Genomic DNA, 21,417 nt, shown 5'->3' with positions numbered 1-21,417 from the left:
ACAGACGGCAGAACCCCGTCTCGCGTTGCCGGGCCGACCGGCGTGCTGTGCACTGGAATCATGAGCATCTCAGCACCCTCCGCCGCCAGCACCGTGACCGTCGGCCAGGGGCCGCTCAGCATCGCGGAGGTCGTGGCCGTCGCCCGGCACAACGCGCAGATCGTGCTCGACCCGGCCGCGCTGGACGCCGTCGCCGCCAGCCGCGCCATCATCGACGACCTGGCCGCCGACCCGGCCGCGCACTACGGCATCTCGACAGGCTTCGGCGCCCTCGCCACGACGTACATCGAGGCCGACCGGCGTGCCCAGCTGCAGGTCAGCCTCGTCCGCTCGCACGCGGCCGGCTCCGGCGCCGAGGTCGAGCGGGAGGTCGTGCGAGCGCTCATGCTGCTGCGCCTCAGCACCCTGATGACCGGCCGCACCGGTGTGCGCCGGGTCACCGCCGAGACCTACGCCGCCGTCCTGAACGCCGGCATCACCCCGGTCGTGCGCGAGTACGGCTCGCTCGGCTGCTCTGGCGACCTCGCCCCGCTCGCGCACTGCGCGCTGGTGGCCATGGGCGAAGGTGAGATTCGCGCCAGCGAATCTGGCCTTCGCAAGGCGGCAGCCCAGAACCAGGCACTCTCGACAACGGGAATCCCGGACCCAACCATCGCGTCGGCCGGCAACGACTCAGACGACGAAATTCTGATGAGCGCGGCATCCGCCCTCTCCCAGGCCGGCATCGCCCCGCTGCAGCTGGGCGAGAAGGAGGGCCTGGCCCTCATCAACGGCACCGACGGCATGCTCGGCATGCTCTCGCTCGCGATCCACGATCTCGGCGCGCTGTTGCAGACCGCCGACATCGCCGCCTCGATGAGTGTCGAGGGGCTGATGGGCACGGACGCCGTCTTCGCCGCCGATCTGCACAAGCTCCGGCCGCAGGCCGGGCAGGCCCTCTCCGCCGCGAACTTCCGCACGATCCTGGCCGGCTCGCCGATCGTCGCGAGCCACAAGGGGCCGGAGTGCACGCGCGTGCAGGACGCCTACTCGCTGCGCTGCGCCCCCATCGTGCACGGCGCGGCCCGCGACACCGTCGCCCACGCCACGAACGTCGCGCACGCCGAGCTGGCCAGCGCCGTGGACAACCCGGTGCTCACCCTCGACGGCCGGGTGGAGTCCAACGGCAACTTCCACGGCGCCCCCGTCGCCTATGTGCTCGATTTCCTCGCCATCGCGGCCGCCGACGTGGCCAGCATGAGCGAGCGCCGCACCGACCGCTTCCTCGACCGGGCCCGCAACCAGGGCCTGCCGCCGTTCCTCGCACACGAGGTCGGCGTCGACTCCGGCCTCATGATCGCCCAGTACACGGCGGCCGGCATCGTGAGCGAGATGAAGAGGCTGGCCGTGCCGGCATCCGTGGACTCGATCCCGAGCTCGGCCATGCAGGAGGACCACGTGTCGATGGGCTGGGCCGCCGCCCGCAAGCTGCGACGTTCCATCGACGGGCTCGGCCGGGTGCTCGCCATCGAACTGCTCACCGCGGCGCGCGGCCTCGCCCTGCGCGCCCCGCTCACCCCCGGTGCCGCGACCGGCGCCGTGACCCTGCTCGTCAACGCCGCATCGGGCGGCCCCGGCCAGGACCGTTACCTGTCCCCCGAGATCGAGGCCGTCGTCGAGCTGGTGCAGAGCGGGCGCGTGCTGGATTCCGCGAGCGCGGTGACCGGCCCGCTCGCCTAGATCGGCATGCTGGCGGGGCCCGCGCCCGCCCACCCGCGCACGACCACAATTGCGCCAAGCCATTGTGCGCGCCCCATCTGGGTGACAGACTGACGGGGCTGACCTCTCGGCCGGCTGTCCATAACCCGAATATGGATGGTTTCTGTCATGACACTGCGCTTCGCGAACGACCCTGGATTGGACCCGGGCCGCCCTGGGCGGCGGAACCGGTCAGCCATCGCGCTCACGCTGACGATGGCCCTCGCGATCGCCGGCGCGACGTCCACCGCGAGTGCCGACGACCAGTCCCTGGAGGCTGCCGACCTCGCGGCCAGCCAGGAGAGCGCCGCGGTCAGCGACCCGGCCGGCCCGGCCCCGACAGATCCAGGGCCCACGCCCACGGCGGTGGATCCGACGGCGACACCAGCGGCCACGCCCCCTCCAGCAGCCACGCCGGACCCGACAGCCACGCCGGCACCGACTCCGGTCACGACTCCGACCGTGACGCCCGCGCCGGCGGTGACGCCCGTGCCGACACCGACCGCGACTCCGACACCCACGTCGACGCCGACGCCGACGCCGACGCCGACCCCCACTCCCACTCCGACGCCGTCGCCCACTCCCATTCCCACGCCGACGCCCACGCCCACCGTGACGCCGACGCCGACGCCGACGCCCACACCCACGGTGACGCCGACGCCCACGCCCACGGCGACCCCGACGACGACCCCGACAACGACCCCGCGCCCGGTGCCCGGCGTTCGACCGACACCGCCCCGGCTCACCGTGACGACGCCCGCGAACACCGGCCTGGCCGTCGCCCGCCTCGCGGCGACACGCAATTCGGCCGCGATGAGCCGCGCCTCGCTGGTGCTCGCGAAGAGCAAGTCGGAGCTGACGAGGGCCCAGGCCCGCTACAACTTCGTGCAGTCCGAGTACGACGCCGCGCTGCTGGCCGCCACCGCTCTGGCCGATGCCGCGACCACGGCGGAGGCCGTGGCAGACACCTCCACCCGGCTCCTGGTGCAGGCGATGCGGCCGACCGGCTCCCCGCGGCAGGGCGTGAGCCCGCTCGATGTGCTCTTCGGTGACTCGTCGGAAGAGGCACTCCTGGGCGAACTCTCGACGGTCGAACGGCTCAACAGCCAGAGCGTAGACCCCGAGGTGCTCGCGGCCCGCGCTGACCGCGACCATGACCGCGCCGTGGCCGCCCGCGCCCACGCAGACCAGGCCTTCACTGCCGCTGGGCAGCTCCCGCTCGACGAGGCGCGCACCGAGCTGGAGGCGGCCGAGGCCGCGGTCACGGCCGCGACGGCCGCCGTCGCCGCACTCCGGGTGGCCGGAGCCGCGGCCACGCAGGTCGCTGCACTGCCGCCGGCTCCCCTCGACGACGGCCGGCTGATCGACGCGGCATGGACAGCGCCGGGCTCAGGCCCGATCACCGACACCTTCGGCCCGCGGCCCGAGAGGCCGGCCGGCGCTGGCCCGTTCCACTACGCCGTCGACATCGGCACCGGCTGCAACGCGTGGATCGTGGCGGCATCCGCTGGCACGGTCAGCGCCGCTGGCGCGTTCTCAGGGCTCGGCAACCGCATCGTGATCGACCACGGCAACGGCGTCACCACCAGCTACGCGCACCTCGTCGACGGCGGCATCGCCGTGGTCGTCGGCCAGGCCGTTGCGGCCGGAGAGGCGATCGGATTGTCCGGCAGCACGGGAGTCTCCACCGGCTGCCACCTGCACTTCGAGGTCGCCATCGACGGCGTGCGCACCGACCCCATCCCGTTCCTCGCCGCTCGCGGCGTCACCGTCGGCTGACCCAGGCGCCAGCGCCCGGGGTCAGCGGGCGGGGTCAGTGCCCGGGGTCAGCGGGCGGAGCCGCGGATGCGGCGGGCCAGCTCCTCCGCGACCTCGCCGATCTGCGCGGCGAGTTTCGGCCAGCGCCCCGGCGCGACGGCATCTTCTGGAAAGGTGAGCGCGATCCCGGCTGCAGGCCAGCCGACGTGGTCACGCACGGCGACGGCGATCGAGGCGAAGTCCTGGGTGACGGCGCTGTCCTCGATGGCGTAGCCGCGCTCGCGCACGGCGTGCAGCAACTGCTTGAGCTCGCCGTAGCTGTGCGGCGGCTGCCCGTTGCGGTCGACGAAAGCCGCGGCATCCGGGTACAGGGCGCGCAGCTGCGCCGGCGGCAGGGTGGCCAGCATGGCCCGCCCGCTGGCGGTGAGGTGGGCGGGCAGGCGGATGCCGACGTCGGTGACGAGTCGCGGGCGGCGCGGCGCGCGCTCCTCGGCGATGTAGAGCACGTCGCGGCCGTGCAGCACGACGAGGTGCCCGCTCTCGCCCACCCGGTCGACGAGACCGGCGAGCAGCGGCTGGCCGATGCGGGTGAGTGGTTCCTGGCGAGAGAAGCCGCCGCTCAGCTCGAACGCGGCCGGCCCGAGCCCGTAGCGCTTGGCCTCCGGCAGGTGCAGCACGAAGCCGTGCTGGGTGAGCACCGCCAGCAGGTGGTAGATGCTCGAGCGCGGGATGTCGAGGGCGGCGGCGATCGTCGCCGCGGCGACGGGGCCGCGCTGCGTCGAGAGGAACGAGAGGATCCGCAGCGTGTGGTCGGCGGCGGGCACCTTGCTCGAGACCATCGGGCTCCTTCCGTGGGCCGGGGCCCGCGCGTCTGCGTCGCAACACGTCTGTGATTACAGACACAGGCTAGCCGGTGCGCGTTGTACGCGGCATCCGTTCGGTGTCGAATCGGTAGTGAGGGGTTTCGACAGGCTCAACCAGCGGGAGAGCCCGGCCCAGGCAACGGGACGGACCGGCTCAACCACGGCCGCCCCACCACGAAGGAGTGCACCATGTCAGGACCCCGTATCGTCCGCGCCGCCCGCGGCACGGCCCTCAGCGCCAAGAGCTGGCAGACCGAGGGGCCGCTGCGGATGCTGATGAACAACCTCGACCCCGAGGTCGCCGAGCACCCGGACGAGCTCGTCGTCTACGGCGGCACCGGCAAGGCGGCGCGCAGCTGGGAGGCCTACGACGCCATCGTCCGCACGCTTGAGAGCCTCGACTCCGACGAGACGCTGCTGGTGCAGTCCGGCAAGCCGGTCGGGGTGTTCCGCACGCACGAGTGGGCCCCGAGAGTGCTCATCGCCAACTCCAACCTCGTCGGAGACTGGGCGACGTGGCCGGAGTTCCGCCGGCTCGAGGCGCTCGGCCTGACCATGTACGGACAGATGACGGCCGGTTCCTGGATCTACATCGGCACCCAGGGCATCCTGCAGGGCACCTACGAGACGTTCGCGGCGATCGCGGCCAAGCTCGCGACGGCCCGCGGCGACGACCCGCACACCAGCAGCCTCGCCGGCACGCTCACCCTGACCGGGGGCTGCGGAGGGATGGGCGGCGCACAGCCGCTCGCCGTCACCATGAACGAGGGCGTCGTGCTGATCGTGGACGTCGACGCCACCCGGCTGCAGCGCCGCGTCGCCAAGGGCTACCTCGACGAGATGACCGCCGACATCGACGATGCCATCGCCCGGGTGCTCGCCGCCAAGTCCGAGCGCCGCGCGCTGAGCGTCGGCCTCGTCGGCAATGCGGCGACCGTGTTCACCGAGCTGCTGGCGCGCAGGGTGCCGATCGACATCGTCACCGACCAGACCAGTGCGCACGACCCGCTCGCCTACCTGCCAGAGGGCGTCTCCGTCGACGACTGGCGGGAGCTGGCGGCATCCGCACCCGAGGAGTTCACCACCCGCGCCCGGGCGTCGATGGCCAAGCAGGTGCAGGCGATGGTCGAGTTCCAGGATGCCGGCGCCGAGGTCTTCGACTACGGCAACTCGATCCGCGCGGAGGCCGAGCTCGGCGGCTACGAGCGCGCCTTCGCCTTCCCCGGATTCGTGCCCGCCTACATCCGCCCGCTGTTCGCCGAGGGCAAGGGGCCATTCCGCTGGGCGGCGCTCTCCGGCGACCCGGCCGACATCGCCGCGACCGACAAGGCGATCCTCGAGCTGTTCCCGGCGGACGAGCACCTCAAGCGCTGGATCACCGCCGCCGGAGAGAAGGTGCAGTTCGAGGGCCTGCCCGCCCGCATCTGCTGGCTCGGCTACAAGGAGAGGCACCTGGCCGGGCTCAAGTTCAACGAGATGGTCGCCTCGGGCGAGCTGAGCGCACCGATCGTGATCGGCCGCGACCACCTCGACTCCGGTTCCGTCGCCTCGCCGTATCGCGAGACCGAGGCCATGGCCGACGGCTCGGACGCCATCGCAGACTGGCCCCTGCTGAACGCGCTGCTGAACACGGCGTCCGGGGCCACCTGGGTGTCCATCCACCACGGCGGCGGCGTCGGCATCGGCCGCTCCATCCACGCCGGCCAGGTGATCGTCGCCGATGGCACCGACCTCGCCGCGGAGAAGATCGCCCGCGTGCTGGTGAACGACCCGGGCACCGGGGTGATGCGCCACGTCGACGCCGGCTACCCGCGCGCCGTCGAGGTGGCCGCGGAGCGGGGCCTCCGCGTGCCCATGCTGGAAGGCTAGGGCCATGACGACGACACTGCTCAGCGACATCGGCCTGCTGGTCACGAACGACCCGAGCCTCGGCACTGGCGCGACCGGCGAGCTGACGGATGCCGCCCTGCTCGTGACCGACGGCCGGGTGGCCTGGGTCGGGGCGGCCGTGGACGCGGCCGCCGCCATCGCCGAGCTCGGCCTCGGCCCGCTGTCGGCGCTCGCACGGCTGAGCGCGGGCGGCGCCTGCGTGATCCCGGGGTTCGTCGACAGCCACAGCCACCTCGTGTTCGGCGGGGACCGGGCCGCCGAGTTCGAGGCTCGGATGGCCGGCCGGAGCTATGAGGCCGGCGGCATCCGCTCGACGGTCGCCGCGACCCGGGCAGCCACAGACGAGGAGCTGCGCGCCCGCCTGGCCGGGTTCATCGCCGAGCTGCGGGCGCAGGGCACGACCACCGTGGAGATCAAGAGCGGCTACGGCCTCTCGGTCGAGAGCGAGGAACGGCTCGTCCGGTTGGCCGCCGAGGCCACCGACGAGGTCACCTTCCTCGGCGCGCACGTCGTGCCTGCCGAGTACGCCGGCCGCTCCGACGAGTACGTGGACCTGGTCGTCGGCCCGATGCTGACCGCCTGCGCGCCGAACGCGAAGTGGGTGGACGTGTTCTGCGAGACGGGCGCGTTCACGGTGGAGCAGAGCCGCCGCGTCCTCTCGGCCGGCATCGCCGCCGGGCTGCTGCCGCGGGTGCACGCCAGCCAGCTGGGGCCGGGCGACGGGGTGCGGCTCGCGGTCGAGCTGGGGGCGGCATCCGTCGACCACTGCACCTACCTGAGCGACGAGGATGTCGCCGCACTGGCCGGCTCCGGCACGGTCGCGACCCTGCTGCCCGGCGTCGAGTTCTCGACCAGGCAGCCGTACCCGAGCGGCCGCCGGCTGCTCGACGCCGGCGTGACGGTCGCCATCGCCTGCGACACCAACCCCGGCTCGAGCTTCACCTCCTCGATGCCGTTCTGCATCGCGGTCGCCGTGCGCGACATGGGCCTGACCCCGGCCGAGGCGCTGTGGGCGGCGACGGCCGGCGGGGCCGCGGCCCTGCGGCGCACGGATGTCGGCCGGCTCGGCGTCGGCGCGCGGGCCGACCTGGTGCAACTGCGCGCGCCGAGCTACGTGCACCTCGCCTACCGGCCCGGGGTCCCGCTGGTCGAGCGGGTGTGGAAGGACGGCGTGCTCGTCGCCTAGTCGGCGCGCGAGCCGGGCCGCGGCGCCTGCTCGGCACCCGCCCCGGCGTGTGCCTCTGCGCCCACCCCGGCCTTCTCGCCCGCCTTCGGTGAGTCGAAGTGCTTGGAGCTGAGGCCGGACGGCTCGATGCCCGTCCAGCTGTCCCGGTCGAACTGCAGCTCGAGCACGGCGCAGGTGACCATCGGCGGTGACAGCGGCGAGAAGCGGTGGGCCAGATCGCTCATCTCCGGATCGTGGCCGACCACCATCAGGCTGTCGATCGCGTCATCCTGCTCGCGGATGACCGCGAGCATGCCGGAGGCGCTCGTCGCGTAGAGCCGGTGGTCGATGACGACGGCGTCCTCGGCGCCGATCTCGAGGGCGATCAGCTCGGCGGTCGTGCGGGCGCGGACGGCGGGGCTGGCCAGGATGGTCTCGGGGACGACGCCCCGGGCGAGCAGGCGGCGGCCCATCTCCGGTGCGTCGTGGCGGCCCCGTTTGTTCAACGGGCGGGCCTCATCGACGAGGCTGGGTTCGTCCCAGCTCGATTTGGCGTGTCGAACAAGTATGAGCGTCTTCATGATGGCCCCGCTTCCACCGCCGAGACTACACAGCCAGCCCCGCCCCGTCACCCCATAATCGGCGCGCTCTGCTGTGAATAGGTGCCGCGAAAAAACAGGAGGAGAGCGGAGCGGGGCCGCATATCCGCGCCGCTCCCGTCTGCTCCTGTTTTTTCTGCCGGCACCGCGTCACTCGTCGTTCTGCAGGCCAGGGCGGGCCAGACTGTGTCGGAGCGGCGCAGCCTGCCGCTGCCCGCCCTGCCCCGCCCTGCCCCGCCCGTCCCGTCCTGCCGAGGAGCCCGATGACGTCACAGCATGCACCGACCGCCACGCTCGACGGCTGGGTGAAACGCCCGTTCTCGGGCGCCGGCCTCAGCCACGACTGCTTCGAGAAGGGTGCCGGCCCGGGGGTCGTGCTGATCCCCGAGATTCCCGGCATCACCCCCGAGGTGCTGGGCCTGGCCGAGCACCTCGTCGGCGAGGGTTTCACGGTCGTCGTGCCGTCGCCGTTCGGCGAGCCGGGCCGGGCCGCGACGACGGGCACCGTGCTTCCGATCGTGGCGCGGCTGTGCGTCTCTGCCGAGTTCCGCGCGTTCGCGGTGAACGCCCGGCGCCCGATCACCGGCTACCTGCGCGCGGTGGCGGCCGAGCTCGCGGCCCGGACCCCGGGCAGCGGGGTCGGCGTGATCGGCATGTGCTTCAGCGGGGGCTTCGCGCTGGCCGCCGCCGTCGACGACACCGTGCTGGCCGCGGTCGCCAGCCAGCCGTCTGTGCCGTTCCCCCTCGGCGCGCGGCGGCGCGCCGACCCGGGGATGAGCGCGGCCGAGTTCGACCGGGTGGCCGAGCGCGCGGCATCCGGCGAGCTCTGCGCCCTGGGCCTGCGCTTCAGCAACGACGCCGTCTCGCGCGGCGCCCGATTCCGCACGCTGAAGCAGCGCCTCGGCGACGCCTTCGAGGTGATCACCCTGGACTCCTCGCCGGGCAACCCCACCGGATTCCCGAGCGGCGCGCACTCGGTGCTCACCACCGAGCTGCGCGAGACGCCGGGCCACCCGGCGCTGCTCGCCCGGGAGCGGGTCGTCGCGTTCCTGCGCGAGCGCCTCACGCCCGCGGGCGGCTGAGGGCCGGGGCCCTCAGCGCGCCGTCATCCCTCGCGCTCGAGCAGCGCGACGACGGGTTCGAAGCGCCGCTGCGATGACTCGATGTGCTCACGGATGAGCCGGGCGGCATCCTCGGCCCGATGTTCGATGATCGCCTCTGCGATGGCGGTGTGCTCGTCGAGGGCCAGCGAACCACCGTCGCTGCGGTAGTAGTCGCCGAACGCATTCGCTATGAGCCGCGCCTCGTCCTCCGGCCTGGAGGTCTGCGCGAGGGAGGCCATGTAGAGCCGCAGGAAGTGCAGGTGGAAGTGGGTGCGCTCGAAGGCCTGGACCATGAGCTCGTTGCCGGCCAGCCGCGCGATCAGCGAGTGGAATCGCGCGTCGTGCTCGGTCAGCGCGGCGTAGCTGCCCGCCCCATCCGCTTCGCGCAGGATGGCGGCGCGCGCATTCGCGAGCTCGTCGCGGATGGCCTCGATGCCGGCCTCGTCGATGCTGCGGGCAGCCTGCGCGGCCGTCCACGGCTCGATGAGGTCGCGGAACTGCGACAGCTCGGTGAACTCGCGCACCCCGAGCAGCTGGGTCGATGAGTACCCGCGCAACGGCGTCTTGACGACGAGGCCGTCCGATTCCAGCCGGGCGAGCGCCTCCCGAACGGGCGTGGGCGAGACGCCGAGATCGGCGGCGAGCGCCTCGATGTTGACGCGTTGCCCCGGTGCGATGCGATGGTCGAGCAGCATGTCGCGGATCACAAAATATGTCTCGTCAGACAAGACGCTGCGCGCGATGCGGTTCGGTCCAGGGGCTGGCATGCTCATCAGTGTGCCAGACGGGGCTGGCGGGCCGCGACACTCATCGCCCACCGGCCGGAGCGGGCTGTTCCTCGTGGATGAGCCGGATGACGGCCTTGCTCATCTGCTCGTAGTCGTGGGTGTTGACGACCTCTCCCGTGATCGCGAAGTCCTGCATCACTGCGATGCGGTCGACGAGGGTGACCATCTCGGCCAGGTCACTCGAGATCACGATGACGGCCTTGCCCTCGAGGGCCAGCTGCCAGATCAGCGTGTAGAAGGCGCCCTTCGTGCGCACGTCGATGCCGACGGTCGGCTCGTCGATGATGAGAATCTCGGTCTTCGCGGCCAGCCACTTGCCCAGCGAGACCTTCTGCTGGTTTCCGCCAGAGAGCGTTCCGACGAGTTGGTCGCGCGAGGCCACCTTGATGTCGAGCGACGAAATGTAGTCGTCGGCGGCCTGGCGCGCCGCCTTCTCCCGCACGACGCCCAGCCCGTTGGAGAGCTTCTTCAGAATCGTCACCGTGAGGTTCTTGGCCACCGTCTGGTCGAGGAAGAGCCCCTCGGCTTTGCGGTCCTCGGTGACGTAGCCGATCCCGAATCGTTCGAGGGCATCCCCAACCGAGCGGATGACAGCGGGCGTGCCGTTGACCTTGAGGTCACCGGAGGTGATCTGGTCGAGGCCGAGAACGGCCCGGGCCAGCTCCGTCCGCCCTGCGCCAACGAGGCCGTAGAGCCCGAGGATCTCGCCGGAGTGCACGTTCAGGTCGATGCCGTGGTGCCCCGTCGCCGTGTCGACGCCGACGAGTTCCAGGGCCGGCGTTCCCGAAACATCGGGCGAGCGCTCCGGCACGTCGAGCTTGCTGAGCGTGCGCCCGACGAGCAGGTCGACGATGCTGTCGCGGGTGTACGCCGAGAGCGGTTCCGACTCGGCGACCGACCGGCCATCCCGGAACACCGTGACAGTGTCACAGTGCGCGAAGACCTCTTCGAGCTTGTGGCTGACGAAGAGGATCGCCCGCCCCTGCGCGGTGAGGCGGTGCACGACGTCGAACAGCAGCGTCGACTCCGCCTCGCTGATGGAGGCGGTCGGCTCGTCGAGCAGGAGCACGGCGCTGTCCGCGTACAGGCCGCGCGCGATCTCAACCAGTTGCGTCTGGGCGGAGGAGAGCAGGCGTGTCGGCATGCTGGGATCGATCGGGAAGTCGAGCATGTCCAGCACGCGCTTGGCGCCGGAGTCGACGGCCTTCCAGTCGACCCGCCCGCCGCGGAGCCGGGGGGTGTTGCCGAGCACGATGTTCTCGGCGACGGTGAAGTCGGCGATGACGTTGCGCTCCTGGTGCACGACCCCGATGCCGGCCATCGTGGCCGCGTGGGCGGACTGGAAGGTGCGCTCCTGGCCGCGGACAAGGATTGATCCGGAGTCGGCGGGCTGGATGCCGGTCAGGATCTTGATCAGCGTGGACTTGCCTGCCCCGTTCTCGCCGAGGAGGGCGTGCACCTCGCCGGGCTTCAGGCGCAGATTGACGTTGTCGAGGGCGCGAACGCCGGGGAAGCTCTTCGTGATCCCTCTGACCTCAAGGGCGTATGGGCTCGTAGCCATGGTCATGCTCCTTCAACGGCACGGACGGCGGCGGTGGGCGGCGCATCCGGGGTCTTGCTCTGGCGACGCTGCGCACCGGACTGACGGCGGGCGCGAACTCGGTCGAACGCCACGGTCCCCAGCACGACGGCGCCGATCACGAAGTTCACCCAGCTCGGGTCGAGCTGGAAGGCGGCGCGGGCGCTGTCGACGAGGCGGACGATTGTCGCCGCGAGCACGGTGCCGAGCACCGCGACGGTCCCGCCGACCAGCGACACGCCGCCGATGATCGGGGCGGCGAAGCTCGAGAGCAGCCAGTCACCGCCGACGGACTTGTTGGCCCCGGGCAGCGAGGCGAGCACGATGAGCGCCGCGAAGCCGCAGAGCAGACCGGACAGGGCGTGCGCCGCAACGAGGCTGCGGTTGTTCGAGATTCCGCTCAGGGTGGCCGCGAGCGGGTTGCCGCCGCTGGCCAGCATGTCGCGGGCGAGCAGGGCGTGCCGGTAGACGATGGCGAGCACCACGGCGATGGCCACGGCGATCCAGAAGATCAGCGGGATGCCGAGCGGCTGCGCCCGGCCGATGGCCTGGAGCTCTGGCCAGGCATCCGCGGTGATGGTGCGGGTTCCGACGAGCGCGTACTGGGCACCGCTCAGGATCGTCATCGTGGCCAGCGTCACGACGAAGCCGTTGATGCGGGTGAAGACGACCAGCAGGCCGTTGGCGAAACCGCAGGCCAGGCCTATGAGGATCGCGGCGATGCCGCCGAGCCAGCCGGGCAGGCCGAAGTCCGCCATGAAGATCGCCGCGAGGCAGGCGGAGAACCCGCCGATCGCCCCCACCGCGAGGTTGAGCTGGCCGACGGCGAGCGTGGCCATCTGGGCCAGCCCGATCACGATGGGGATCGCGAGGAACTGGAAGAAGGTCTGCACGGAGATCGGCGAGAGGAAGCTCCCGCCGGACTGCACCGTGAGCACGGCCACGCCGAGGACGACGACGATGGCCAGGGGGGTGTTGGGGCTGTGCAGGACGCGCGCAAGGCTGGCGTTGTTCATCGTGCCTCCTCCTCAATAACAGGTTCTGGCCGCCGAGCGGCGCCGAGTGCGGAGCGTTTGCCGACGGCATCCCGAACTCGGTCAAAGGACAGTGCGATCAAGAGGATCGACCCGAGCAGGATGTTCAGGCCCTCGATGCCCACGCCGAAGAGCAGGAGCCCCTGCCGGATCACCACGGTGAGCGCGATGCCCAAGAACGTGCCGATGACCGAGACGTAGCCGCCGGCCAGCAGGGTTCCGCCCAGGATCGGGCCGAGGAAGGACTGCAGCATGAACTCCTGGCCGATGCCCGGCGTGAAGGAGCCCGTGCTCGCGCCGAGCATGAAGCCGGCCAGGCCTGCCAGCACGCCGGAGAGGGTGTGCACGGTGACGATGCGCCGAGCCACCGGGATCGACGAGAGCAGTGCCGCCTTCTCGCTCGATCCGGTGAGCAGGGTCTCCCGCCCGACGCGCATGCGGGCGAACAGGAACCAGATGACGGCCATCGCGGCCAGCGCGATGAACAGGATGAGCGGGATGCCCTCCGGCCCGCAGACGTCGCCGATGCAGAGATCGGCGGTCGTCGCGCGGCCCAGCTCGGCCAGGCCCGGGGTGTCGACCGTGATCGCCGCGCCCGGGCTCACCCAGGCATAGGTGCTGGGGACGAGCCCGAGCAGCGCGAAGCTCATCGCCAGCGTGACGACGAAGGAGTTGACCCCGGCCTTGGCGACCAGGAGCCCGCACACCGCGCCGATCAGTCCGCTCGCGGCGAGGCCGATGACGAGGCCGACGATGAGCGGGACGCCGAGCGCCTGGTAGGCGATGCCGGCGACCATTGCGCCGGCCGCCGCCATGCCGCCGACCGCGAGGTTCATCTGGCCGACCGAGAGCACCATCATCTGGGCGAGCCCGACGACGGTGAAGATCGCGATGCTCGTGAGCATCGGGGCGATGATGAACTGGGTGGAGAAGAACATCGGCTTCGCCGTGCCGATCGCCGCGACGAGCACGAGGATGAGCACGATGAGGCCGACGCGCTGGTCGGCCGCCAGCCGGGTCACACGCGTGCGGCCGCTCATGACACCCTCCGGTTGTCGATCTCGTCCCGGTTCCAGTCGATGCCGAGGCCCGGCGTCTCTGGGGCGACGGCGAGACCGTCCACGATCTGCATCGGGCTGTGGGTGATGCCGCGCAGCTGAGGGATGTGCTCGACGTACTCGCCGTTCGGGATCGCGGCGACGAGGCTCACGTGCAGCTCCATGAGGAAGTGCGGGCAGACCACGGTGTTGTAGGCCTCGGCCAGGTGCGCCACCTTGAGCCACGGCGTGATTCCGCCGATCCTCGCGACGTCGACCTGCACGATGCCGGCTGCACCGCGGTGCAGGTAGTCGCGGAACTGGGCCACGGAGTACATCGACTCGCCGACAGCGATGGGGATGCTGGTCGAGGCGGCCAGCCGGGCGTGCCCGCTGACGTCGTCTGCGGGCAGGGGCTCCTCGAGCCAGAACAGGTCGGCGTCGGTGAAGGCCGCCGCCCGACGGATGGCCTCGGAGGCGGTCATCGACTGGTTGGCGTCGACCATGATGTGCATCTCGGGGCCAACGGCGGCGCGCACCGCGAGCAGCCGGTCGCGGTCCTCGGCGATGGAGGGCTTGCCCACCTTGAGCTTGACGCCGCGCAGGCCCTTGCTCTTCGATTCGAGTGCGCCGGCGACGAGGTCGTCGGTGCTGAGGTGCAGCCAGCCGCCCTCGGTGTCGTAGAGCGGCACCTCGCGGCGGAAGCCGCCGGCCATGCGCCAGAGCGGCTCGCTGGTGCGCTTGCCCTTGAGGTCCCACAGCGCGGTGTCGACCGCGGCCAGCGCGAGCGACGTGATGGCGCCGACGGTGGTCGAGTGCGTCGACCAGAACAACGAGCCCCAGATGGCCTCGATGTTGCGGCTGTCGAGCCCGACCAGGCGCGGGATGAGGTGGTCGCGCAGCATCGAAAGCACTGCGCGACCACCCGTCCCGATCGTGTACGAGTATCCGACACCGGTGCGCCCATCGGCGTCATCGATCTCTACGAAGATCGTCTCTTGCTTGATGAAACTCTGCACGGCGTCGGTACGCAGCGTCTCGACCTCGAGGTCAATGAGCCAGGCGCGTGCGGCAGCAATCGTTGTCATGGTGTCGAATACCCGTGTTTCTTGATTCTTAGTTGCAGGTGAGCAGGTCGTTGGCGAAGGCGTCCATGATCTGGTCCGAGGCAGCGGACTGTTCCTCCGCGTACGTGGCCGCATTCGCCGAGGTCACGACGAAGGAGCCGGAGTCGACCGTGACGCCGGGCGTCTTCATGGTGCAGGTGCCCGTCTGCAGCTGGGCGAGCACCCAGGAGCCGACGTAGGCCTGGCCGACGGGGTTCTGTACGACGGTCGCCGAGACGGAGCCGTCCTTGATCCCGTCGAGGATGGCCTTGTCGTCATCGATCGCCACGACGACGATCGGCAGGCCGGAGGCCTTGACGGCCGAGGCCGAGGCGACGGCCGGGTTGTACGCCGTCGAGACGAAGCCGTTGATCTCACTGCCCTTGGCGGCGAGCAGGTCGGCGACGGCCTTCTGCGCGGTGGAGAGGTCCTTGTCGATGTCGGTGACGGCGGGGAACAGCGTGACAGCGCCGTTCGTCTCGGCGACGGCCTTCTCGACGCCCTTGATGCGACGCTGGGTGTTCGCGTCAACGTTGTTTCCGGTGAGGTGCACCAGCGTGCCGGTGTTGCCCATCGCCTCGATCGCGGCCTGGGCGGCCTTGTATGCGGCGACCTCGGTGTCGGTGGAGAGGCAGAAGTCGGCCTCGTTCGTGTCGCCGGCCGGGCAGGAGCCGAGCGATCCGACGGCGAAGCCCTGCTTCTTGAGGGAGGCGAAGGTCGTGTTGATGTCGGTGGGCGAGACGCCGAAGATTCCGAAGGAGTTGTAGCCCTGCGCCGCCAGCGAGTTCAGCACCTCGTTCTGCTTGGCCTGGTCCCACTCGGCGGTCTCGTTGACCGTCGCGCCGCCCAGACCGAAGTCAGTGGCGGCCTGTTCGCCCGCCTCGGCCCACGGCTGGAAGTAGGGGTGCGAGCCGCCGGGAACCAGCGCGACCTTGATGGAGCTCAGCTCACCACCGGCTGCGGCTCCTGGGTCAGTGCTGCCGTCGGACTTGCTGGTGCATCCCGCGGTTGAAAGCGCGAGCGCTGCGATTGCGGTGGCTGCAAACAGCCCTCGAACGGTCTTGGTGCGAAAAAACATCCGGTTCCCTCCACTCTGAGAAAGTAAAGATCCAATAGGATCTATCAAATCCGAGTTTCACCGAAAACCTCGCTGGTGTCAAATAGCGGCCGCAGTCACACCGATCACCCCCGTGCGCGGCGCACGGGGGTGATCGGCGTGAGCGGCGCCGGCGTGCGGGGCGTCGAGCAACGGGGCGCCAGAGCGCGGCCTCTTGGCCGCAGGGCGAATCAGCGCAGGGCGAGCCCGGCTGCGACTTCGAGCACGCAGAGCGCGGCCAGGCGCACGGTGCGGCCGTCCGCGGCATCCGCCGTCGCGTCGACCTCGGCGATGTCGAGGGAACGCACCCGGGCGTCGGCGCCGGCCGCGCGGGCCGCTTGGCGCAGCTCGTACGCCGAGATGCCTCCGGGCACGGAGGCCGGGCAGCCCGGCGCCACGGAGCGGTCGCAGACGTCCACGTCCAGGTCGACGTGCACGGGGCCGCCGGCCGCGCCGGCGATGTCGAGAGCCTCGGCCATGACGTCGGCCATCGGGCGGCGGTGCAACTCGTCGCGGTGCACGACGGTGATGCCGTAGTCGCGGGCCCTCTCGGCGTAGCGGCGCGAGTTCGCGAAGTCGGCGATGCCGATCTGCACGATCCGGGTGCCGGCCAGGCCCGCCTCCACCAGCCGCCGCACGGGCGAGCCGTTGTTCACGCCGTCGCGCAGGTCGTAGTGGGCGTCCAGTGTGATGAGCCCGGCGCTCGGCAGCTGCTCACCCCAGACGCCGAGCGCGGCGGAGACGGTCACGGAGTTGTCGCCGCCGAGGGCGACCACCATGTCGGCCAGCCCGGCGGCCCGGGCGAGGGCGGCGAGCGCGCGCTTCTCCCCCGCCGGGCCGTCCGGCTCGTGCACGTTGCCCAGGTCGACGATCGTGAGGTCGGCGATGCTGCGGGGCTCCCCGCGCACGCCCCGGTCGGCGATGAGCGCGTCGGAGTAGCGCGGCAGCACGGCGCGGATCGCGTCGGGCGTCTCCCCCGCGTTCGTGGTGGACAGCGAGGTGCGCCAGGCCGGCAGCCCGACGATCGCCAGGTCGATGTGGGCGCCGGGCATGAGCGCCTCCGGCGCCGGCCAGCCGCCCAGGCGCGGCCAGAGCGGGTCGTGCGGCAGAACGGGCTGGTGGTCGGGGTGTGGTGTCAACGTCGTCACAGCCTCGACGTTAGCAATCCGGATGCCGGCGCGACAGGCATCCGCGCGGCGCGCAGTCTGTGCGGCCAGACGCCGGACCGCCACGGCGCGCGGGCGGGGGATGCGGGAATCGACTGCGCGAAAAGTGCGCCAAGGCCCGCATCGTGGCGCACTTTTCGCGTAGTCGATAAGGCGCGGGAGGCGCGGAACCTCAGTGTTCGGCGGCGAGCAGGCGCAGCAGCTCGGATTCGCGCGCGGCGCTCAGCCCGGCCCTCCGTGGGCGGTCGAGCCCCTGCGCGCGCTCCCAGCTCAACACGTCGGCCAGCAGCGCGGCGCGGGGGCGATGGCGGAGCCCGGCGGAGACGGCCGCGTGGCCGGAGCGGGCAGAGAAGCCGGCGAAGTCGGGGTCGGCCAGCCAGAGTGCCAGCGATTCCTCGCCCATGAACTGCTCGACGCCCTGCGCGCGGAGCCACGCTGATGACGCCGCGACCGTGCCGGCGCGGTGCCCGCCGGCCCGACGGCTGAGGTCGATCCACTCCCCCAGCGGCACGACCGGGCCCACCGCGTTGACGGTTCCGACGCTCCCGCGCTCTGCCGAGTCGAGGACGAACGCGGCGAGGTCGCGCACGTCGACGACCTGGGTCGGCAGCGACGCCTCGGCGGCGACCAGCATCGGCTCGTCCGGCGCCCGCGCCGCACGGGCCGCCCAGGCGCCGCTGCGCCCGGTCTCGTCGCCGGGGCCGCCGATCACCCCCGGCCGCACGATGAGCAGGCGGTCCTCCAGCACGGCACGGGAGGCGAGTTCCGCCGCCGCCTTGGCCTCGCCGTACTCGGCCCGGGTGGCGTGATCCCCGTCGAGCGCCGCCAGCGGCTCGGCCGACTCGTCGGCGCCGGGCTCGGCGGCCGTGGCGTAGACGCTGGTCGAGGAGATGAGCGTCCAGTGGCCGGCCTGCCCGCCCAGCGCGGCCAGGGCGGAGCGCACGAAACCGGGCTGCCAGGAGAGCTCGACCACGGCGTCCCACTGCCGGGTCGCGGCGGGCGCGTACGCGTCGGGCAGAGCGCGATCGGTCGCGATCAGCTCCGCACCGGAAGGCACCTCGCCGGATTCGCCGCGAGCCAGGCAGGCCACCGCGTGCCCGCGCGCCAGGGCCTGCCCGGCGATCTCGCGGCCGAGCCAGGCGGTGCCGCCCAGAATCAAGATGCGCATCGGGTCCCCCTGTCGGCCGGGCTAGCTGCGGTTGAAGCGGGTGGGGCCGTCGGGCTGCAGCGCCTCGGCGATGCGCTGCCGCATGTTCGCCGAGATCTCCGGCAGAGCGTCGAGCGCGAACCAGGCCGCCTCGGTGTTCTCGCCGTCGGCGGGGTGCGGCTCGCCGCTCACCCAGCGGCAGCGGAACACCAGGTCGAGGTAGGCCGCCCGGTCGCCGTTCGTGTAGGCGCGCTCCGGCAGCGCCTGCACCCAGGCGAGCCGCTCCACCTCGGCGACGACGCCCGCCTCCTCGAGCACCTCGCGCGCCGCGGCATCCGCCGGCTCCTCAGCGGGGTCGATGATGCCGGTCACCGGCGTCCAGGCGCCGTTGTCGGCGCGGCGCACGAGCAGCACCTGCTGGCTGCCGGATGCCGGGTCGCCGCGCAGCACGACGGCGGTCGCCCCGCTCAACCAGAGCGGCGCGGTGCCGATCTTCTCGCGGAGGGTGAGCACGAAGTCGGGGGTGGCCATGCCCAGCAGCCTAGGAGAAGAGCGCGATGGAGGCGCGCAGGGCCTCCGCCGAGTTCTGCAGCAGCTGCTCCTCGCGGGCGTCGAGCGGCATGTCGAGCACCCGGTGCACGCCGCCCGCCCCGACGATGGACGGCAGGCTGAGGGCGACGCCGTCGATGCCCCGGAAGCCGTGCAGCACGCTGGAGACGGGGAGGATGCGGCGCTCGTCCTTGAGCACGGCCTCCACGATGCGGGCGCCGGAGAGGCCGATGGCGTAGTTCGTCGCGCCCTTGCCCTCGATGATCTTGTACGCGGCGTTGACGACATCGTGGGTGAGAGTCTCGAGCCGCTCGCGCGGGAACAGCAGGGCGCCCGCGGCATCCGTCCATTCGCTCAGCGGGGTCTGCCCGATGGTCGCCGTGGACCACAGCGGGAACTCGGTGTCACCGTGCTCGCCGACGATCAGCGCGTGCACGCTCTGCGGGGCCACGCCCGCCGACTCGGCCACGAGCCAGCGCAGCCGGGCGGAGTCGAGCACGGTGCCCGAGCTGAAGATGCGCCCGGGCGGCAGGTCAGTGATGCGCTCGGCGACGGCGGTCAGCACGTCGCACGGGTTGGTCACCAGCACGAACACCGCGTTCGGGGAGAGCTCGGCCAGCCGCGGCATCATCTGCGCGAGGATCCCGACGTTGACGCCGGCCAGCTCGAGCCGGGTCTGCCCCGGCCGCTGCTTGGCGCCGGCGGTGATGACGACGACATCCGACTCTGCGGTCACCTCGATGTCGCTGCCCCCCGTGATGCGGGAGGCGCCCGTGAACGGCGTGCCGTGCGCGAGGTCGAGCACCTCGGCCTCGACCCGAGCGGTGGCGATGTCGTAGAGCACGACCTCGCGGGCCGAGCCGCGGATGAGGGCCGCGTAGGCCAGCGAGGAGCCGACACTGCCGGCTCCGACAACGGTGAGTTTGGTGCTGCGTGCGAGCGTCATGCTCCCAGTATTGCCCCGCAGCGGATGCCGCGCGAGTGTTCAGCCGCGGCGGGCGCGCACCACGACATCGCGCAGCGAGACCGCCCGGCCGCCCGGGCTCGTCAGCGTGCGGTCGTGCTCCTCGGCAGTCTCGATGACCCAGCCGGCGGATGCCAGGCGCTCCCGGATGTCGGCGAGGGTGACCGTCGCCTTGGCGGGCGGGTTCTCGTCGTGGCCGCCGTGTTCGTGGACGCCGTGTTCGTGGCCGGCGGGCTCAGTGCCATGCCCGTGCCCGTGTCCAGCGGCGTCGTCGTGCAGGTGCCCGATGATCAACAGCGTGCCGCCGGGCGCGACCCAGCGGGCGATGTGCTCGTAGAAGTCGAGCTGCGGGATGTTCGGGTGGGTGTAGCTGCTGGTGATCAGCTCGAACGTCCGCTCCGGCTCCCACGCGGTGAGGTCGGCCAGGACCCAGCGCACCGTGTCGGTGACGCCCGCGGCATCCGCCCGCGCCGCCGCCCGGGCGAGCGCCGTGTCCGAGATGTCGGCGCCGGTGACCTGCCAGCCGTTGGCGGCCAGCCAGACCGCCTCGGCGCCGGTGCCACACCCTGCGTCCAGCGCCGTGCCGGGGGTCAGGCCGGCGGTCTCCGCCGCGAGGTAGGGATGCGGCGGCGTCTCGCCGGTGCCGGCCGACTCGCTGGCGTGGCTCTCGTCCTGGTGCTTCTGCTCCCAGTACGCCTTGTCGAAGTCGTGCGTCATCCCTCCAGTATCGCTGCCGTCGTCTGCCCGCGGCGCGGGCTAGGTGTACTGCCCAGCAAGGTTGGTTAACCGGCTGATGGGTGGTTTGCTCCCGATGGCCGTGTGGGGCCTGTGGTGATTGTATTCGTGGAGCCAGGCCGGGAGGGCGTTCCGGCGGGCTGACTCGGACGCGTAGAACCGTGAGAATGCCCAGCCGTCGGCGAGGGTGCGGTGGAAGCGTTCGATCTTCCCGTTGGTCTGTGGCCGGTAGGGGCGGGTCTTCTTGGGTGTGATGTTCAACTCGGTGCAGGTGTCGCGCCAGAGGTGGGACTTGTAGGCAGAGCCGTTGTCGGAGAGGACCCGTTCGACCGTGATGCCTCGGGCGGCGAACCAGGACACGGCCCGGCGGAGCACACCCACGGCGGTGACCGCTTGCTCGTCGGCGTGGATCTCGGCGTAGGCGACGCGGGAGTGGTCGTCGATGACGGTGTGCACGAACGCCGTCCCGACCAGCGGCTGCCGGCGCTTGCTCCGGCCCGCGCCAACGGTCGCGGCCCGGTTCTTGCCGCCCTGCTGCTTGCCCAGGTAACGCCAGCCGCCGCCATCGGGGATGTTGCCGAGCTTCTTCACGTCGACGTGGATCATCGCCCCCGGCTTGTCGTGCTCGTAGCGCCGCACGACTTCCCCGGTGCGCTTGTCGACGTGACTCAACCGGTTCAGCCGGCACCGGGTCAACACGGCGTGCACGGTCGACGCGGGCATGCCCACTTTCGCGCCGATCGCGACCGGCCCCAAACGCTTCTTCCACCGCAGATGCACGATCTTCCGCACCAGCCGCTGCGGGGTCCTGTTCGGGTTCCGGTGCGGCCGGGAGGAGCGGTCCTGCATGCCGTCCTCACCCATCGCCGCGTAACGTTCAGCCCACCGCTTGGCGGTCGGCCAGGAGCAGTTGAACTGTCTCGCGGCCTGCGAGATCGGCCAACGGTCGTCCACGATCAGGCGCGCCATGCGCAGCCTTTGGCGTGGAGTCAGCGCAGCGTTAGCGTGGGACATGAGGGCCTCCTGGTCTCGCAGAACTGGTTTCTAAGCAGCTCCACTCTGCAGCAGGAGGTCCTCACTCATTCCCGAAGGACTACAGCG

The 21,417-nt window shown here is 71.5% G+C and carries 19 protein-coding genes; 5 read left to right on the top strand and 14 right to left on the bottom strand.

Translation table 11 applies throughout. The features are described from left to right. Positions 1 to 60 precede the first annotated feature (60 nt). Positions 61 to 1,719 carry a histidine ammonia-lyase gene (gene hutH, locus BLT62_RS03760; RefSeq protein WP_083362862.1) on the top strand — a complete coding sequence of 553 codons (1,659 nt, stop codon included), beginning with the start codon at positions 61 to 63 and terminating at the stop codon, positions 1,717 to 1,719. A gap of 147 nt (positions 1,720 to 1,866) precedes the next feature. Then, entirely contained in the window at positions 1,867 to 3,516 is a 1,650-nt protein-coding gene (locus tag BLT62_RS03755; RefSeq protein ID WP_156786229.1) for a M23 family metallopeptidase, read from the top strand. A 47-nt stretch (positions 3,517 to 3,563) separates the two neighbouring features. Here BLT62_RS03755 and BLT62_RS03750 read toward each other — a convergent pair whose 3' ends face one another. Continuing rightward, positions 3,564 to 4,334 carry an IclR family transcriptional regulator gene (locus BLT62_RS03750; protein WP_083362860.1) on the bottom strand — a complete coding sequence of 257 codons (771 nt, stop codon included), beginning with the start codon at positions 4,332 to 4,334 and terminating at the stop codon, positions 3,564 to 3,566. A 213-nt stretch (positions 4,335 to 4,547) separates the two neighbouring features. Between BLT62_RS03750 and hutU the strand changes: the two genes are divergently transcribed. Both hutU and hutI read left to right on the top strand, forming a co-directional pair. Continuing rightward, positions 4,548 to 6,227, top strand: coding sequence for a urocanate hydratase (gene hutU / locus BLT62_RS03745; RefSeq protein ID WP_083362859.1), 1,680 nt, complete (start codon positions 4,548 to 4,550; stop codon positions 6,225 to 6,227). A gap of 4 nt (positions 6,228 to 6,231) precedes the next feature. Next, positions 6,232 to 7,434, top strand: a complete 1,203-nt coding sequence (gene hutI, locus BLT62_RS03740; protein ID WP_083362858.1) for an imidazolonepropionase — start codon at positions 6,232 to 6,234, stop codon at positions 7,432 to 7,434. Here hutI and BLT62_RS03735 read toward each other — a convergent pair. Next, positions 7,431 to 7,994, bottom strand: coding sequence for a SixA phosphatase family protein (locus BLT62_RS03735; RefSeq protein WP_083362857.1), 564 nt, complete (start codon positions 7,992 to 7,994; stop codon positions 7,431 to 7,433). The genes hutI and BLT62_RS03735 overlap by 4 nt on opposite strands. A 281-nt stretch (positions 7,995 to 8,275) precedes the next feature. Between BLT62_RS03735 and BLT62_RS03730 the strand changes: the two genes are divergently transcribed. Next, positions 8,276 to 9,094 (top strand): dienelactone hydrolase family protein, encoded by an 819-nt coding sequence (locus BLT62_RS03730; RefSeq protein WP_083362856.1) that lies wholly within the window; start codon positions 8,276 to 8,278, stop codon positions 9,092 to 9,094. A gap of 23 nt (positions 9,095 to 9,117) precedes the next feature. On the opposite strand, the gene BLT62_RS03725 is transcribed toward BLT62_RS03730, so the two are convergent. The 12 genes from BLT62_RS03725 to BLT62_RS03670 all read right to left on the bottom strand — a co-directional run bounded on the left by BLT62_RS03725 (position 9,118) and on the right by BLT62_RS03670 (position 21,330). Further along, positions 9,118 to 9,882 (bottom strand): GntR family transcriptional regulator, encoded by a 765-nt coding sequence (locus BLT62_RS03725; protein ID WP_172829622.1) that lies wholly within the window; start codon positions 9,880 to 9,882, stop codon positions 9,118 to 9,120. Between the two features lie 40 nt (positions 9,883 to 9,922). Continuing rightward, positions 9,923 to 11,464, bottom strand: a complete 1,542-nt coding sequence (locus BLT62_RS03720) for a sugar ABC transporter ATP-binding protein (RefSeq protein WP_156786228.1) — start codon at positions 11,462 to 11,464, stop codon at positions 9,923 to 9,925. A gap of 2 nt (positions 11,465 to 11,466) precedes the next feature. Continuing rightward, positions 11,467 to 12,498, bottom strand: a complete 1,032-nt coding sequence (locus BLT62_RS03715) for an ABC transporter permease (RefSeq protein WP_083362853.1) — start codon at positions 12,496 to 12,498, stop codon at positions 11,467 to 11,469. Further along, a complete protein-coding gene (locus BLT62_RS03710; protein ID WP_083362852.1) occupies positions 12,495 to 13,556 on the bottom strand; it encodes an ABC transporter permease in 1,062 nt (353 codons plus the stop codon). Before BLT62_RS03710 ends, BLT62_RS03715 begins: the two co-directional genes overlap by 4 nt. Beyond that, positions 13,553 to 14,641 (bottom strand): mandelate racemase/muconate lactonizing enzyme family protein, encoded by a 1,089-nt coding sequence (locus BLT62_RS03705; RefSeq protein ID WP_083362851.1) that lies wholly within the window; start codon positions 14,639 to 14,641, stop codon positions 13,553 to 13,555. Before BLT62_RS03705 ends, BLT62_RS03710 begins: the two co-directional genes overlap by 4 nt. A 28-nt stretch (positions 14,642 to 14,669) precedes the next feature. Continuing rightward, entirely contained in the window at positions 14,670 to 15,737 is a 1,068-nt protein-coding gene (locus BLT62_RS03700) for a substrate-binding domain-containing protein (protein ID WP_083362850.1), read from the bottom strand. Between the two features lie 209 nt (positions 15,738 to 15,946). Then, positions 15,947 to 16,807, bottom strand: a complete 861-nt coding sequence (locus BLT62_RS03695; protein ID WP_083365291.1) for an arginase family protein — start codon at positions 16,805 to 16,807, stop codon at positions 15,947 to 15,949. Between the two features lie 286 nt (positions 16,808 to 17,093). Next, positions 17,094 to 18,089 (bottom strand): NAD-dependent epimerase/dehydratase family protein, encoded by a 996-nt coding sequence (locus BLT62_RS03690; RefSeq protein WP_083362849.1) that lies wholly within the window; start codon positions 18,087 to 18,089, stop codon positions 17,094 to 17,096. A 21-nt stretch (positions 18,090 to 18,110) separates the two neighbouring features. Beyond that, entirely contained in the window at positions 18,111 to 18,599 is a 489-nt protein-coding gene (locus BLT62_RS03685) for an NUDIX hydrolase (protein ID WP_083362848.1), read from the bottom strand. 10 nt (positions 18,600 to 18,609) lie between these two features. Then, on the bottom strand, positions 18,610 to 19,563 hold the full coding sequence (locus BLT62_RS03680) for an L-lactate dehydrogenase (protein WP_083362847.1): 954 nt from the start codon (positions 19,561 to 19,563) through the stop codon (positions 18,610 to 18,612). Between the two features lie 39 nt (positions 19,564 to 19,602). Further along, complete coding sequence (locus BLT62_RS03675) at positions 19,603 to 20,298, bottom strand: SAM-dependent methyltransferase (RefSeq protein WP_083362846.1); 696 nt, start codon at positions 20,296 to 20,298, stop codon at positions 19,603 to 19,605. A gap of 39 nt (positions 20,299 to 20,337) precedes the next feature. After that, positions 20,338 to 21,330, bottom strand: coding sequence for an IS481 family transposase (locus BLT62_RS03670; protein ID WP_083362845.1), 993 nt, complete (start codon positions 21,328 to 21,330; stop codon positions 20,338 to 20,340). Positions 21,331 to 21,417 lie beyond the last annotated feature (87 nt).

Origin of the sequence: Microterricola viridarii (assembly GCF_900104895.1) — a bacterium.
Lineage (GTDB): Bacteria > Actinomycetota > Actinomycetes > Actinomycetales > Microbacteriaceae > Microterricola > Microterricola viridarii.
This window is presented reverse-complemented; position numbering and strand designations above follow the sequence as displayed.

Coding starts and splice junctions, on each gene's coding strand:
- BLT62_RS03750 (WP_083362860.1), bottom strand. CDS start 4,334: ATGGTCTCGAGCAAGGTGCCCGCCGCCGACCACACGCTGCGGATCCTC.
- BLT62_RS03710 (WP_083362852.1), bottom strand. CDS start 13,556: ATGAGCGGCCGCACGCGTGTGACCCGGCTGGCGGCCGACCAGCGCGTC.
- BLT62_RS03680 (WP_083362847.1), bottom strand. CDS start 19,563: ATGACGCTCGCACGCAGCACCAAACTCACCGTTGTCGGAGCCGGCAGT.
- BLT62_RS03725 (WP_172829622.1), bottom strand. CDS start 9,882: ATGCCAGCCCCTGGACCGAACCGCATCGCGCGCAGCGTCTTGTCTGAC.
- BLT62_RS03690 (WP_083362849.1), bottom strand. CDS start 18,089: ATGCGCATCTTGATTCTGGGCGGCACCGCCTGGCTCGGCCGCGAGATC.
- hutU (WP_083362859.1), top strand. CDS start 4,548: ATGTCAGGACCCCGTATCGTCCGCGCCGCCCGCGGCACGGCCCTCAGC.
- BLT62_RS03700 (WP_083362850.1), bottom strand. CDS start 15,737: ATGTTTTTTCGCACCAAGACCGTTCGAGGGCTGTTTGCAGCCACCGCA.
- BLT62_RS03735 (WP_083362857.1), bottom strand. CDS start 7,994: ATGAAGACGCTCATACTTGTTCGACACGCCAAATCGAGCTGGGACGAA.
- BLT62_RS03730 (WP_083362856.1), top strand. CDS start 8,276: ATGACGTCACAGCATGCACCGACCGCCACGCTCGACGGCTGGGTGAAA.
- BLT62_RS03695 (WP_083365291.1), bottom strand. CDS start 16,807: ATGCCCGGCGCCCACATCGACCTGGCGATCGTCGGGCTGCCGGCCTGG.
- BLT62_RS03670 (WP_083362845.1), bottom strand. CDS start 21,330: ATGTCCCACGCTAACGCTGCGCTGACTCCACGCCAAAGGCTGCGCATG.
- BLT62_RS03685 (WP_083362848.1), bottom strand. CDS start 18,599: ATGGCCACCCCCGACTTCGTGCTCACCCTCCGCGAGAAGATCGGCACC.
- hutH (WP_083362862.1), top strand. CDS start 61: ATGAGCATCTCAGCACCCTCCGCCGCCAGCACCGTGACCGTCGGCCAG.
- BLT62_RS03675 (WP_083362846.1), bottom strand. CDS start 20,298: ATGACGCACGACTTCGACAAGGCGTACTGGGAGCAGAAGCACCAGGAC.
- BLT62_RS03715 (WP_083362853.1), bottom strand. CDS start 12,498: ATGAACAACGCCAGCCTTGCGCGCGTCCTGCACAGCCCCAACACCCCC.
- BLT62_RS03755 (WP_156786229.1), top strand. CDS start 1,867: ATGACACTGCGCTTCGCGAACGACCCTGGATTGGACCCGGGCCGCCCT.
- BLT62_RS03705 (WP_083362851.1), bottom strand. CDS start 14,641: ATGACAACGATTGCTGCCGCACGCGCCTGGCTCATTGACCTCGAGGTC.
- BLT62_RS03720 (WP_156786228.1), bottom strand. CDS start 11,464: ATGGCTACGAGCCCATACGCCCTTGAGGTCAGAGGGATCACGAAGAGC.
- hutI (WP_083362858.1), top strand. CDS start 6,232: ATGACGACGACACTGCTCAGCGACATCGGCCTGCTGGTCACGAACGAC.